The organism is Streptomyces sp. C, assembly GCF_000158895.1.
GTDB classification, from domain to species: domain Bacteria; phylum Actinomycetota; class Actinomycetes; order Streptomycetales; family Streptomycetaceae; genus Streptomyces; species Streptomyces racemochromogenes.
On the sequence record NZ_GG657750.1, the window covers coordinates 5,297,747 to 5,311,616 of the forward strand.

At 74.3% G+C, this 13,870-nt stretch carries 12 protein-coding genes; 9 read left to right on the forward strand and 3 right to left on the reverse strand.

All coding sequences use genetic code 11. The features are described from left to right. Positions 1-226: 226 nt before the first annotated feature. Complete coding sequence (locus tag SSNG_RS24085; RefSeq protein WP_007266513.1) at positions 227-1,078, forward strand: sulfurtransferase; 852 nt, start codon at positions 227-229, stop codon at positions 1,076-1,078. Positions 1,079-1,157: 79 nt separating this feature from the next. Continuing rightward, entirely contained in the window at positions 1,158-1,925 is a 768-nt protein-coding gene (locus SSNG_RS24090) for a DUF4097 family beta strand repeat-containing protein (protein ID WP_007266514.1), read from the forward strand. On the opposite strand, the gene SSNG_RS24095 is transcribed toward SSNG_RS24090, so the two are convergent. Continuing rightward, positions 1,922-2,314 (reverse strand): RidA family protein, encoded by a 393-nt coding sequence (locus SSNG_RS24095; protein ID WP_007266515.1) that lies wholly within the window; start codon positions 2,312-2,314, stop codon positions 1,922-1,924. The two genes, SSNG_RS24090 and SSNG_RS24095, sit on opposite strands and share 4 nt — an antisense overlap. Before the next feature lie 125 nt (positions 2,315-2,439). On the opposite strand from SSNG_RS24095, the gene lon reads away from it, so the two are divergent. Together lon and SSNG_RS43050 are read left to right on the forward strand one after the other, a co-directional pair. Continuing rightward, the gene (lon, locus tag SSNG_RS24100) at positions 2,440-4,836 is read left to right on the forward strand and encodes an endopeptidase La (protein WP_007266516.1); all 2,397 of its coding nucleotides are present in this window, start codon (positions 2,440-2,442) and stop codon (positions 4,834-4,836) included. 198 nt (positions 4,837-5,034) lie between these two features. After that, the gene (locus tag SSNG_RS43050; RefSeq protein ID WP_050779716.1) at positions 5,035-5,475 is read left to right on the forward strand and encodes a MarR family transcriptional regulator; all 441 of its coding nucleotides are present in this window, start codon (positions 5,035-5,037) and stop codon (positions 5,473-5,475) included. A gap of 23 nt (positions 5,476-5,498) precedes the next feature. Here the strand turns inward: SSNG_RS43050 and SSNG_RS24110 are convergent, their stop codons facing one another. Beyond that, positions 5,499-6,272, reverse strand: coding sequence for a protein phosphatase 2C domain-containing protein (locus SSNG_RS24110; protein WP_007266518.1), 774 nt, complete (start codon positions 6,270-6,272; stop codon positions 5,499-5,501). A gap of 379 nt (positions 6,273-6,651) precedes the next feature. Between SSNG_RS24110 and SSNG_RS24115 the strand changes: the two genes are divergently transcribed. From SSNG_RS24115 to SSNG_RS24135, 5 genes are read left to right on the forward strand one after another with little or no spacing between them, the layout of a single operon-like run. Next, the gene (locus SSNG_RS24115; RefSeq protein WP_042801780.1) at positions 6,652-9,456 is read left to right on the forward strand and encodes a nitrate- and nitrite sensing domain-containing protein; all 2,805 of its coding nucleotides are present in this window, start codon (positions 6,652-6,654) and stop codon (positions 9,454-9,456) included. Continuing rightward, positions 9,453-9,929 carry a roadblock/LC7 domain-containing protein gene (locus tag SSNG_RS24120; protein WP_007266520.1) on the forward strand — a complete coding sequence of 159 codons (477 nt, stop codon included), beginning with the start codon at positions 9,453-9,455 and terminating at the stop codon, positions 9,927-9,929. The genes SSNG_RS24115 and SSNG_RS24120 overlap by 4 nt, the downstream gene beginning before the upstream one ends. Continuing rightward, a complete protein-coding gene (locus SSNG_RS24125) occupies positions 9,926-10,309 on the forward strand; it encodes a DUF742 domain-containing protein (protein ID WP_007266521.1) in 384 nt (127 codons plus the stop codon). The genes SSNG_RS24120 and SSNG_RS24125 overlap by 4 nt, the downstream gene beginning before the upstream one ends. A 55-nt stretch (positions 10,310-10,364) precedes the next feature. Further along, positions 10,365-10,955, forward strand: a complete 591-nt coding sequence (locus SSNG_RS24130) for an ATP/GTP-binding protein (protein ID WP_042804034.1) — start codon at positions 10,365-10,367, stop codon at positions 10,953-10,955. A 33-nt stretch (positions 10,956-10,988) separates the two neighbouring features. Beyond that, positions 10,989-12,296, forward strand: coding sequence for a styrene monooxygenase/indole monooxygenase family protein (locus SSNG_RS24135; protein ID WP_007266523.1), 1,308 nt, complete (start codon positions 10,989-10,991; stop codon positions 12,294-12,296). Here SSNG_RS24135 and SSNG_RS24140 read toward each other — a convergent pair. Continuing rightward, positions 12,200-13,471 (reverse strand): C40 family peptidase, encoded by a 1,272-nt coding sequence (locus SSNG_RS24140; protein WP_007266524.1) that lies wholly within the window; start codon positions 13,469-13,471, stop codon positions 12,200-12,202. The two genes, SSNG_RS24135 and SSNG_RS24140, sit on opposite strands and share 97 nt — an antisense overlap. Positions 13,472-13,870: the final 399 nt, after the last annotated feature.

The following is a 13,870-nucleotide window of genomic DNA, read 5'->3' on the forward strand; positions in this document are numbered from 1 at the left end:
GCGGGGCGGGGGGCTCGCGCGGCATCGCGGCGGGGGCACGCCCCGTGGACCTGAGCGCGAGCGCGCTTCCGCTGCGGGGCGGGCTTCGGGAAGCCCCCAACCCTCCCTGAGACCGCTCCGGGGGACACCGCCTCCTGTGCCCCCGTCCCCAACACGGCCTGTCCCGGCTGCGGATGGGTCAGGATGGGGGCAGATCGTGCTCGATGCCGCGCCCGGAGGTTTCCGCATGCCCGTACCCGAGATGCCCGTACCCGAGATACCCGGCCCCCTCGTCGGCAGTGCCTGGCTCGCGGAGCGGCTCGGCGGGGTCGTGGTGTTCGACGCCTCCGTCGGGGCGCACCGGGGGGCTCCCGTGCGGATCCCCGGTGCGCGGCCCTTCGACCTCGACGGCGCCCTCTCCGACCACGCGGCCGCGGCCCCGCACACCATGCCCTCCCCGGCGGACTTCGCCGAGGCCCTGTGCGGGCTCGGGGTGCACGACACCGACACCGTGGTCGTGTACGACGGTGCCGGGATCTACTCCAGCGCCCGCGCCTGGTGGATGCTGCGCGCCATGGGCTTCGACCGGGTGGCCGTGCTGGACGGGGGCCTGCCCGCGTGGGTCGCCGCCGGGCTGGACGTCGAGGCCGGCGCGGCGGCGTACGAGGGGCCGCGCGGCTCCTTCACCGCCCGGCCCAGGCCCGGCCTGCTGGTGGACGCGGGCGTCGTCGCCGACGCGCTCGGCGATCCGGCCGCCGCCGTGTTCGACGCGCGGAGCCGGGAGCGGTTCGCGGGGACCGCCCCCGAGCCCCGGCCGGGGCTGCGGGGCGGGCACATGCCGGGCGCGCTGAACCTGCCGTTCGGTGAACTCCAGGGGCCGGACGGCCTGATGCGGCCCGCCGGGGAACTGCGCGAGGCGTTCGGGGCGTTGGCCGGGGAGCGGGAGCGGTTCTACTTCAGCTGCGGTTCGGGCGTCACGGCCTGCGTGCTCGCGCTGGGGGCGACCCTGGCGGGGTACGGGCGGACCGCGGTGTACGACGGTTCGTGGAGCGAGTGGGGCCTGCCCTCGGAGCTGCGGCCGGTGGTGACGGGGCCCTGACGGGGGTGGGGCTAGCCCCACCCGGGTTCGGATACCTGCACCAGCGCGGGCCGGGCCCCCGCTCGGCAGACTCGTCGGCATGGCACTCCACACCTCCTCCCGCCCCGTCCGCACCGCTCTCGCGGCCACCGTCGTCGCCTCGGCCCTGCTGCTGTCGGGGTGTTCCCTCGTGGAGGAGGCCAGGCTGAAGACCGCCGAGGCCGACGCCGCCGTCTCCGAGGCCGTCACCGCGGTGGAGCTGACGGGTCTTCGGCGGGGGTCGGTGGTGGTGTCCCCGGGCAGTGGTCCCGGAGTCACCGTCCACCGGGTCGTGCACTACCGGGGCGACACCGCGCCCGTGCCGGGGCAGCGGGTCACGGGCGGGGTGCTGAGCTTCACCCACGGCTGCCAGGGGGACCAGGACTCCTGCTGGGTGGACTACCGGCTGGAGGTGCCGGCGTCGGCGAAGCTCAAGGTCGGCAGCAGCAGCGGCGACATCACGGTGACGGGGGTGGCGTCCGCCGAGCTGGACTCCTCCTCCGGTGACGTCCGGGCCGAGCGGATCCCGGGCCCGCTGAAGGCCCGGACCTCCTCGGGGAACATCACGGCCACCGGCCTGTCCGGCCCGGAGGGCGAGTTCCGCTCGAGTTCCGGGGACGCCGTGGTCGGCTTCGAGAAGGCCCCGGCCTCGGTGTCCGTCACCACCAGCTCGGGCGACGTGACCCTGAAGGCGCCGCAGGCCCCGTACCGGGTGTCGGCCGACACCGCTTCGGGCGACCGGGACGTCACCCTCGGGGACGCCCCCGACGCCCCTTCCCGGATCGCGGTCCGCACCACTTCCGGCGACATCCGCCTCCGCCCTCTCTAAGGAACCACCGCGTCGACCTCCACCTCCACCAGCCAGGCCGGGTCGATGAAGCGGGACACCTCGACGAAGGTCGTCACCGGGCGGACCGCGGCGAACCGCTCGCCGTGGGCCCGCGCGGCTTCCTCCCAGGCGGTGATGTCGGTGAGCATGATCCGGGTCCGCACGACGTCGGCGAGCGAGGCGCCGGCCTCCTCCAGGGCGCGCTGGGCGATGTCCAGGCAGCGCACCGTCTGGGCGTGGACGTCGCCGGGGCCGACCGTGGAGCCGTCGTCCCCGATCGGGGCCGTGCCGGCGACGGCCACGTAGGGCCCCGTGCGCACCGCGCGGGAGAAGCCGATCCGGGGTTCCAGCGGGGAGCCGGAGCTGACGGTCCGTCGTATGTCTGTCATGCCGTCATGGTGCTACGGAGGGCCGGCCGGACGTGTTCGCCCCCGGCGAACGGGTGTTGGGGAACATTGCCGGACGCAGAAGCATTGAGTCGGCATAGCTCAACTTCACTGCCGGAGGGAAGATCATGGCTTCGACGTCCGTAACGCTCACCCTGCCCGTACTGCCGCTCGACGACGAGGTCGTGCTGCCCGGGATGGTCGTTCCCCTGGACCTGTCCGACGCCGAGGTGCGCGGTGCCGTCGAGGCGGCGCAGGCGGCGGCGGGCAGCGGGAAGCCCCGGGTGCTGCTCGTGCCGCGGGTCGACGGGAAGTACGCCGGGATCGGTGTGCTGGGGACCGTCGAGCAGGTCGGGCGGCTCTCCGACGGCGATCCCGGGGCGCTGATCCGCGGGCGCGGCCGCGTCCGGATCGGCGCCGGGACCACCGGGCCCGGGGCGGCGCTCTGGGTCGAGGGGGAGACCGTCGACGAAAGGGTGCCCGACCCGCTGCCCGGGGCGGTCGCCGAGCTCGTCAAGGAGTACACGGCCCTCGCCACCAGCTGGCTGAAGAAGCGCGGGGCCTGGCAGGTCGTGGACCGGGTGCAGCAGATCGAGGGGGTGTCGGCGCTGGCCGACAACTCCGGGTACTCGCCGTTCCTGACCGTGGCGCAGAAGGTCGAGCTGCTGGAGACCGCCGACCCGGTCGCCCGCCTCCGCCTCGCCGTCAAGGCGCTCAGCGACCACCTTGCCGAGCAGGACGTGGCCGAGTCCATCGCCAAGGACGTCCAGGACGGCGTCGAGAAGCAGCAGCGCGAGTTCCTGCTCCGCCGCCAGCTGGAGGCCGTCCGCAAGGAGCTGCGCGAACTGGGCGGGGAGAAGGAGGGCGAGGAGTCCGACGACTACCGCGCCCGCGTCGAGGCCGCCGACCTGCCCGAGAAGGTGCGGGAGGCCGCGCTCAAGGAGGTCGACAAGCTGGAGCGGGCCAGCGACCAGAGCCCCGAGGGCTCCTGGATCCGCACCTGGCTGGACACCGTCCTGGAACTGCCCTGGACCGAGCGCACCGAGGACGCGTACGACATCCGGGGCGCCCGCGCCGTGCTCGACGCCGAGCACGCCGGGCTGAACGACGTGAAGGACCGCATCACCGAGTACCTCGCCGTGCGCAAGCGGCGCGGCGAGCGCGGCATGGGCGTCGTCGGCGGACGGCGCGGCGGAGCGGTCCTCGCCCTCGTCGGGCCCCCCGGCGTCGGCAAGACCTCGCTGGGCGAGAGCGTCGCCCACGCCATGGGGCGCAAGTTCGTCCGCGTCGCCCTCGGCGGCGTACGGGACGAGGCCGAGATCCGCGGCCACCGCCGCACCTACGTCGGCGCCCTGCCCGGCCGCATCGTGCGGGCCATCAAGGAGGCCGGGTCGATGAACCCGGTCGTGCTCCTCGACGAGATCGACAAGGTCGGCTCCGACTTCCGGGGCGACCCGGCGGCCGCCCTCCTGGAGGTCCTGGACCCCGCGCAGAACCACACCTTCCGGGACCACTACCTGGAGGTGGAGCTGGACCTCAGCGACGTCGTCTTCCTCGCGACGGCCAACGTCCTGGAGGCCATCCCCGAAGCCCTCGCCGACCGCATGGAGCTGGTGCGCCTCGACGGCTACACCGAGGACGAGAAGGTCGTCATCGCCCGCGACCACCTGCTGCCCCGCCAGCTGGAGCGCGCCGGGCTGACCGACGGGGAAGTGGTCCTGGAGGAGGACGCGCTGCGCAAGCTCGCCGGCGAGTACACCCGCGAGGCCGGCGTGCGCACCCTGGAGCGGTCCATCGCCCGGCTCCTGCGCAAGGTGGCCTCCCAGCACGAGCTGGGGGAGCGGGAGTTCCCCTTCGCCATCGGCGCGGGCGAGCTGCGCGGCCTGATCGGCCGCCCGCACCACGTGCCCGAGTCCGCCCAGGACCCGGCGGAGCGGCGGACGGCCGTCCCGGGCGTGGCCACCGGCCTCGCCGTCACCGGCGCCGGCGGGGACGTCCTGTTCGTCGAGGCCTCCCTCGCCGACCCGGAGACCGGCGCCGCCGGGCTCACCCTCACGGGCCAGCTGGGCGACGTCATGAAGGAGTCGGCGCAGATCGCCCTCTGCTTCCTGCGCTCGCACGGCGCGGAGCTGGAGCTGCCCGTCGCCGACCTGAAGGACCGGGGCGTGCACATCCACTTCCCGGCGGGCGCCGTCCCCAAGGACGGCCCGAGCGCGGGCATCACCATGACCACCGCGCTGGCGTCCCTGCTCTCCGGCCGCCAGGTCCGCACGGACGTGGCCATGACCGGCGAGGTCTCGCTGACCGGACGGGTCCTCCCGATCGGCGGGGTCAAGCAGAAGCTGCTGGCCGCGCACCGGGCCGGGCTGACCACCGTGATCATCCCCAAGCGGAACGAGGCCGACCTGGACGACGTCCCGAGCGAGGTGCTGGAGGGGCTGGAGGTGCACCCGGTGACGGACGTGCGCCAGGTGCTGGAGCTGGCCCTCGCCCCGGCGGTGGTCTCCTTCACCAAGGCCGCCTGAGGCCGCCTGAGGCCGCCTGATGCCGCCGGATGGTGCCCGATGGCGCCTGAGGCCGGCCTGATCCCGAAGCCGCCCACGGCCCGCCGAGGGCCCGGGGACCCCCTTCGGCGGGGCCCCGGGCCCTCGGCGCACCCGCTGCGAAATACTGGTCCCGAACAGGGGTGCCACGGCGCGCCCCGCCACCGATGGGAGCGGCACGTGCACGGCAGCGAAGACCAGGAGTTCCTCGCCCTGGAGCGGGAGCTGTCCGTCTTCCTGCGGCGCGCCCGGGCCTCCTCCGGCGAGATGGCCCGCGCCCTGCACCCCGAGCTGGAACCGGCCGCGTACGGGCTGCTGGTCCGCCTGGAGGCCGCCGGCCGCCAGCGGGCCACCGAGCTGGCCGCCTACTTCGGCGTCGGCAAGGCCACCATGAGCCGGCAGCTGCGCGCCCTGGAGGTGCTCGGCCTGGTGGCCCGCGAGCCGGACCCCGCCGACGGCCGCGCCTTCCTCGTGGGCCTCACGGAAGAGGGCCGGGAGCGCTTCCTGCGCGTACGGGGGGCCCGGCGCGAGCAGTACATGCGCAAGCTGGCCGACTGGGACCGCGGCGAGGTCGCGGAGCTGGCCAGACTGCTCAACCAGCTGAACTCCGGCGAGGAGTAGGGGAGCCGCCCGGCTGCCGGGGGTCAGAGCTCCGCGTAGACCGCCGAGGCGTCGTCGTGCCGCTTGTGCCCGGCCGGCGGGCGCAGCGGGTCCGACTCCACGGCCCGGACCCGCCCGATCAGCCCCCGCGCCCCCTCCTTGCGCAGCACGTCCAGGCAGGCCGCCCAGTCGCCCTCCCCGAACGTGTCCGTCCAGCGGCTGGCGCCGTCCGTGAGCGCGGCCACCGCCAGCACCTCCGCGCGCGGGGTGCGCCCGGTGACGGCCCGGGCCGCCACCGCCGGGTCCGCGGCCGCCGTGAAGAAGCCCCCCTCGGCATTGCGCAGCGCGTCCGTCGCCGCCACCGAGCCGCGCACCCCGTCCGGCACCCGGTCCAGCCGGTCGTCCAGCACCGGCGTGACCGCACCGCCGGGTCCGCGGAGCAGGAGCACGGAATCGGAGAGCACGAGGTGCTCCACGTACGACTCGTCCCAGCGGACCACGACCACCGTCGCCTGCGGGGTCCGTGCGTGAGAAAGGTCACACGTGTCCCGGTGCGCGTCGGCGGTGTCGGCGATCGCCCGGGCCAGGACCCCCTCCAGGGGCATGTCCCGCCGCGATCCGGACAGTTCGGTCAATCGGCCGCCGAGCCGGGTGGAGAACCAGGGCACTCCGTGCACGCACCCGTCGTTCCCGCGCGGCGGGGTCACCCCGTCCAGGACGACCACGACGCCGCCTCCCGACGCAGGTGCCGACGCCGACACCCAGTCCTGGTTGGGGTGTTCCGGGTTGCCGGGTTCGGAGGCCAGGTCGATGCGCATGCGGACATTCTGCCCGCCGGGACCCCGGGGAGGCCGGAAGGTCCATACCAATGGCGGAAAGTGCGGGCCCGGCCGCCCGGAAGCCCCGCCCGCCCGCCCACCGCGAAGTGTGGGCGGGCATACTGCCAAAGCCCGCCGCGTTCTTTCAACCGCCCGTCCATGCCGGGCCACTGGCACGCGGTGCCCGAGTTGGTCGGCCACTCCTCCGTGATGTTCACTCCTTCGAGTGGCCGGGTGGGCGATGTGCGGCTCTCCTCCCAACACACTGCGAAGGTCTGAGGCGGTACGAGGGGGCAGGGGGCGTTTACTTGTTGACCGGCCGTTACCTCGGCCACACGAGTAGACGAGCACGAGCACACGTACAGGATTGCGAGCACCGGTGTCTAAGAAGCGGTCTCGGAAGAACGGCACCGCCAGCGCCGACGGACCCGCCAACGCAGGACGGCGCGTACGCGTCCGCAGCAGGCTGGTCGTCGGAGTAGCAGTCGCCGGACTCACCGTCCTCGCGGCAGGCACCCCCGCCGTCGTTTCCGCCACGAGGGAACTGAACGACTCCCAGCGCCTGGTCACCCTCGCGGAACAGACGCAGCACGCCCTCACCCTCGCCCACCTCCTCGGCGACGAGCGCGACGCCGTCGTCGAGTACGCGGCCAAGGGCCGGCCCGGCAACGCCAAGGCACCCGTCGACGAGCGCACCGCGCGCACCGACCGGCAGATCGCCGAACTCCGCCCCGAGGCCGACGCGGAACTCGCCGGCGCCCTCGGCAAGGTCAAGGCCGTCCGCGCCGAAGCCGTCGACGGCAAGGGCACCGCCCTCGCCGCGCAGCAGGCCTACGCAGGACTCCTCGCCGAACTCCTCGCCCCCGGCGACCGCCTCGCCGAACTCACCCCGCCGCGCGCCGAGGACGCCCTCGCCGTCACCCGGCCCATGGCCCCCCTCGGCCAGGCCGTGGACCAGGCGTCCGCCACCCGCGGCCTGCTGCTCGCCGCCCTGGCCGTCCCGCGCGCCGAGCAGACCCCGAACTCCGCCGTCGCCGACGAGCTCACCGGTGCCGCCCAGCGCTCCCGCGTCCGCGAACAGGCCGCCCTCGACGACTTCGCGCGCGCCGCCCGCCCCGCCGTACGCCAGACCCTCGCCGCCACCGTCACCGGCCCCGAGGTCAAGGCCGCCGACGACCAGCTCAAGCGCCTCACCGAGCGGTCCACCCTGACCCCGGCCGAGCGCAGGGCCACCGACGCCGCCGCCCTCGCCACCACCCTCACCGCCCGCGTCGACCGGATGCGCTCGGTGGAGTCCACCCTGGCCGGAGACCGCGCCACCGCCTTCACCAAGCTGCGCGACGACGACGTCACCCGGCTGGAGCTGATGGTCGCCGGACTCGGCGTCCTCTTCCTCTTCGTCATCGGCTTCTCCACCGCCGTCGCCCGCTCCCTCACCAGACCCCTGTCGGTGCTGCGGCGCGGCGCGGAACGGCTCGCGACCCCCGAGGGCTCGCAGGAGCCCGTCCGCTTCACCGGCCGCAACGACGAGTTCGCCGAGGTCGTACGCCACCTCAACGCGGTCCGCGACCAGACCGTCGCCCTGCACACCAAGGTCTCCGGGCTCGACGCCGACCGCCGCCGCCTCATCGGCCGCAACGAAGCCCTCACCGGCGGCCGCGAGGTCCTGGAGGAGGAGCTCGCCAAGCTGCGCGCGGGACTCGAAGAGCACCGCCGCATCATGTCGACGACCTCCGTCTCGCTCTCCCTGCGCACCCTCGGCCTCGTCGAGCGCCAGCTCGCGGTCATCGAGGAGCTGGAGTCCAAGGAAGGCGACCCGGACCGGCTCGCCACCCTCTTCAAGCTGGACCACCTGGCGACCGTCATGCGCCGCCACAACGAGAACCTGCTGGTCCTCGCCGGACAGGAGCACGGCCACGGCCAGAGCCTGCCCGTGCCCCTGGTCGACGTCATGCGGGCCGCCGTCAGCGAGATCGAGCGCTACGAGCGCGTCGAACTCGCGGCCATGCCCTCCTACACCCAGGTCGCCGGGCACGCCGCCGACGACATCTCCCACGTCCTCGCGGAACTCCTCGAGAACGCCACGACCTTCTCCCCGCCCGAAGCCAAGGTGAAGGTGTCCGGCTGGCTCAACGACGCCGGCGACGTGGTCCTGTCCGTCGTGGACCAGGGCATCGGTGTCACCGAGGACCGCCTGGCCTCCCTCAACACCCGCCTGTCCACCCCCGACGCCTACGACGAGGAACCCGAGGCCGAACACGGCCTGGGACTCGGCCTGTACGTCGCCGGCCGCCTCGCGGCGCGCCACGGCGTCACCGCCGAGCTCCGCGCCGGCCGGCACGGCGGCCTGGAGGCCCTGGTCGTCGTCCCCGAGGCACTCCTGCCGGACGCCCCGCCGAGCTCCCCGGTGCACACCCTGGCCACGCCGGGCGCCCCCGCGTTCCAGCTGCCCGGCGTGATCGCCGAGGCCAACGAGAACACCCTGCCGCCGCGGCTGCGCCCGCCCGCGGCGGAGCAGGCTGAGCAGGCCGAGCAGCCGTCGGAGCCGGTGGCCGCCGACGCGGAGCCCGCCAAGGTCGTCACGCTCGCCGAGGCCTTCGATGCCGACCCGGGCGAGGACGCCGACGCCGACGCCGGCGAGGGCGAGCCCGAGACGGCCCCCGCGGCCGGAGCGCCGGGCGGGGCCGCCCCCGAGCAGGAGCTCCTCGCGCGGGTCGTGGCCGAAGCGGACGCGGACGCCTTCACGGCGGCCGACCCCGCCCCGGCGGACGCCGCCGGGGGACCGGAGACCGCGCCGGGTGCGCCCGTAAACGACGAAGGAAACACCGGACCGGCGCACGACGCCGAACAGTCCAGCCACCGGCGGGCCGCCGACGCGGAGGACGGCTTCGTCCCCCGCCAGGGCAGCCACCCCGAGCCCATGGCCGAGCCCGCCCCCCAGCCCGTCACCGCCAAGGGCCTGCCCAAGCGGACCCCGCGCTCCGTGGCGGCCCCCGGCATCGGGAACCCCGCAGCGGCCCGCCCCGAGCCGCGCCGGGTCGACGCCGAGGAACTGCGCCGCCGGCTCGGCGGGTTCTACCAGGGCGCCCAGGACGGGCGCCGGGTCGCAGCGGAAGAACTCGCGCAGGACCGGGGGCAGGGGCACACCGACCAGGGGGACACCGCACAGGAGGCACGCACATGACCGCGCCCAGTACGTACGGACTGAGCACCCAGGCCCGCAACCTGCAGTGGCTGCTGACCGACCTGGTCGAGGAGGTGCCCGGGGTCAACTCCGTGGCCGTCGTGTCCTCGGACGGGCTGCTGCTGCTCTCCTCCGAGCCGGCCGCGGAATCCGCCCGGGGCGACCGCCCCAAGGGCCCCCGCGGCGCCTCCGCCGACCTCGCCACCATCGTGTCCGGACTCGGCAGCCTCACCACCGGTGCGGCCGCCCTCATGGAGTTCGGCACGGTCAAGCAGACGATGGTCGCCATGGAGAACGGCTCCGTCTTCGTCATGTCCATCAGCGACGGCTCCCTGCTCGGCGTGCACGCCACGCCCGACTGCGACATGAGCGTCGTCGCCTACCACATGGCCCTCTTCGTCGGCCGCGCCGGCCACGTCCTGACCCCCGAAGTCCGCAGCGAGCTGCGCCAGTCGATGGAGAAAAACCCGTGAGGAGTACGGCCTCCGACCGGCTGCCGATACGCGGCGCCGACCGCCGCCCCGCCCGCGTCCGCCCGTACTCCCTCACGGGCGGCCGCACCCGCTTCCCGCAGGTGCTGCTGGTGGAGACCTTCGTCGCCACGCTCGACAGCGGTCCGGCCAAGACGCCCGACCGCATGCCCGAGATGCGCGCCATCGTCGAGGTGTGCCGCCGGATGCGCACCATCGCCGAGATAGCCGCACTGCTGAAGCTGCCGCTCGGCGTGGTCCGGGTCCTCGTCAGCGACCTCGCCGACCAGGGCCGCATACGCGTCTACGGCACGGGCCACGGCACCGGCCGGCCCGACCGCGCGCTGCTGGAAAGGGTGCTCAGTGGCCTCCGCCGTCTCTGAAATCGCCGCCGGCGCCACCGCCGGCCCCGACGTCGCCGTCGGCGCGACGGGCCTCGTGGACGACGAGCCCGTCCAGCCCTGGCAGTACGACCGCTCGCGCGCCCCCGTCGCCGTCAAGGTGCTCGTCGCCGGCGGCTTCGGCGTCGGCAAGACCACCTTCGTGTCCTCCGTCTCCGAGATCACCCCGCTGCGCACCGAAGCGGTGATGACCCAGGCCAGCGTCCCCACCGACGACCTGAGCGGGACCCCGGACAAGAGCACGACCACCGTCGCCATGGACTTCGGGCGCATCACCCTCGACGACGACCTCGTGCTCTACGTGTACGGAACCCCCGGCCAGGAGCGGTTCTGGTTCATGTGGGACGACCTCGTGCGCGGGGCCATCGGTGGCCTGGTGCTCGCCGACACGCGCCGGCTGCGCGACTGCTTCCCCGCGCTCGACTACTTCGAGACCTGCGGGCTGCCGTACGCGGTCGCCGTGAACCACTTCGAGGGCTCGCGCTCCTACGACGTGGAGGACGTGCGGGAGGCACTGACCATCCCGCCGAGCGTCCCCGTCGTGATCATGGACGCGCGGCGCCGGGCCACGGTCGTGGAGTCCCTGCTCACCCTGGTGGGCCACGCACTGGACGCCACCCCCGAGTAGGTCCGTTCCCCCTCCCCCCGAATCGAGAACGTGATGCGCAAGATACTCGTCGTCGGGGCCGGCCAGTCCGGTCTCCAGCTCGCCCTCGGCCTCCAGGCCAAGGGCTACGAGATCACCCTCATGTCCAACCGGACCGCGGACGAGATCCGCACCGGACGGGTCATGTCCACCCAGTGCATGTTCGACACGGCGCTCCAGCACGAGCGGGACCTCCAGCTGAACTTCTGGGAGAAGCAGGCCCCGCAGATCCATGGCCTGGGCGTCTCCGTCGCCGCCCCCGACGGCTCCCGCGCCGTCGACTGGCTCGGCCGCCTCAGGGGTTACGCGCAGTCCGTGGACCAGCGCGTGAAGATGGCGGGCTGGCTCGACACCTTCACCCAGCGCGGCGGACAGCTCGTCGTGCACGGCGCGTCCGTCGCCGACCTGGACTTCTTCTCCCGCACGTACGACCTCGTGCTCGTCGCCGCCGGCAAGGGCGAGCTCGTGTCGATGTTCGGGCGGGACGCGGCACGCTCCCCGTACGACACCCCGCAGCGCGCGCTGGCCGTCTCCTACGTCCACGGCCTCGGGCCGCGCCGCGAGCACCCGGACACCGAGGCCGTGCGCTGCAACCTGGTCCCGGGCGTCGGCGAGCTGTTCGTCATGCCGACCCTGACCACCTCGGGGCGCGCCGACATCCTGTTCTGGGAGGGCCTGCCGGGCGGACCGCTGGACGTCTTCAAGGGCGTCAACGACCCCTCCGAGCACCTGGCGCTGACGCTGGAGCTCATGGAGAAGTACGTCCCGTGGGAGTACGCGCGGGCGACGAAGGTCGAACTGACGGACGCGGGCGGCACCCTCTCCGGCCGCTACGCGCCGGTCGTCCGCAACCCCGTCGGGCGCCTCCCCGGCGGCGGCCTCGTCCTGGGCGTCGCGGACGTGGTCGTGGCCAACGACCCGATCACGGGGCAGGGCTCGAACTCGGCGGCCAAGTGCGCGGCCTCGTACCTCTCCTCGATCCTCATGCACGGCGACAAGCCGTTCGACGAGGCGTGGATGAAGGCCACCTTCGACAAGTACTGGTTCACCACCGGCAAGCCGGTGACCCAGTGGACCAACGCCATGCTGGGCGTCCCGCCGGAGCACGTACTGAACCTGATCGGGGCGGCCGGGCAGCTCCAGCCGGTGGCGAATCGATTCGCCAACGGCTTCGACAACCCGGCCGACTTCGACTCGTACTTCTACGACCCCGAGGACACGGCCGACTACCTGGCGGAGGCCGCCGCGTCGGTGGCCGCGTCGTCGGGCTCGTCCTCGGGCGCCTCCTCGGGCTCGTCCTCGGGCGCCTCCTCCGAGGAGTAGCCCGCGTCGTCCCCCGCCGCCGCGGCCCCGGGCAGCGGCGGCGGGGTGAACTCCGTCAGCGGCGTCCCCTCCGGATCCGGCCGGACCGCCCCGAGCAGCGGGTTCGCCGCGATCGGCGACACCTTCACCTTCGCCCCCGGACGGGGCGCCTGGATCACCTTGCCGTCCCCGACGTACAGGGCCACGTGCGTCGCCTTCGGGAAGTAGACCACCAGGTCCCCCGGTCGCAGCCGGTCCAGCGGCACCCGGGTCAGCCGCGCCCACTGCTCCTGGCTGGTGCGGGGGATGGACCGCCCGGCGTGCTCCCAGGCCTGCGAGGTCAGCCCCGAACAGTCGAACGAACCCGGCCCCTCGGCCCCCCACACGTACGGCTTGCCGATCTGCGCCGCCGCGTACCGCAGCGCGGCCCCGCCCGCCGCCGTCGGCGTAGTCGTACGGGCGGGCAGCCGGCCCGAGTCCACCAGCGTCCGCTGCGCCCCGGCGGTCACGGCCGCCTCGTGCGCCCCGAGCCCGGCGAGCTCCTCGGGGGTGAGCGCCGCCAGCAGCCGCTCGACCTCCTTGAGCCGGCCCGTCGCCTCCGCCCGGGCCTGCTTCTGCCGCGCGGCGAGCGCCTCCTGCTCGTCCAACGCCTTGCGGGCCGCCCCCGCGAGCGCCCCCGCCTGCTTCCGGTCCCGCTCCAGCCGCGCCACGACGCCGGCCCGCCGGGCACCCTCACGGGCGGCGAGCCGGCGCTGGTCGACGGCCTGCTGCGGATCGCCGGACAGCAGCAACAGCAAGTACGGGGAGAGGCTGCCGCCGCGGGCCCCCTGGTACTGCTCCCGGGCGAGCCGCCCGGCGGTGGCCCGCTCGGTGTCGAGCGCGGAACGGGCCCGCCCGAGCTGGGTGGCGAGCCGCTCCTCCTCCGCCTGGCGGGCCTTGAGGGCGACTTCGGCGGCGTTGTAGGCCTCGCTCGCCTCCTCGGCCTGCTGGTAGAGGCCTTGCAGGCGGGTGAGCAACTCCCCGACACCGCGTGCGGGCGCGGCGGCGGGGACGGCCCGGGCTTCGGGGAGGGGGCCGTCGGCGACGGCGGGCCCGGGGCTGTGGCCGGGGCCCGGCTCGGCGTGGACACCGGCCGGCGGGCCGGCGGCGACGAAGACGGCGGCGAGACAGGCGATCCGCAGCAGTCGTTTTGTCATGTAATCACCTCCGCCGCCCGATGCTGCCACGGGGAGCGGGGAGAGACGGCGTGGGCGGCTGGCGGGTCGGGGGGCGTCACCCGGTCGGGGGGGGGCTCCACGGCTCGGGCCCGCTATCTCCCCCTCGACCCCCTGGGGTGGGGCGGGGGTTGCCCACCCGCCCCCTTGTCTGCGGGCCGGGGGGGTGGGGAGCGGTATCCCCCTGGACCGGATCAGGGAGGGTTGGGGGCTTCCCGTCAGTCCCATCGTCCTTCCGGTTCGGGCCGGTCCCTCAAGGGCGCTCCTTCGTCGCGTCACTTCGTGATCGCCTTCGGCGACCCTTGACCGACCGACCCGAACCGGAAAGCCGAAAGACTGCCGGGAAACCCCCAAAGAAACGGCACGGTCCATGGTGGAGGG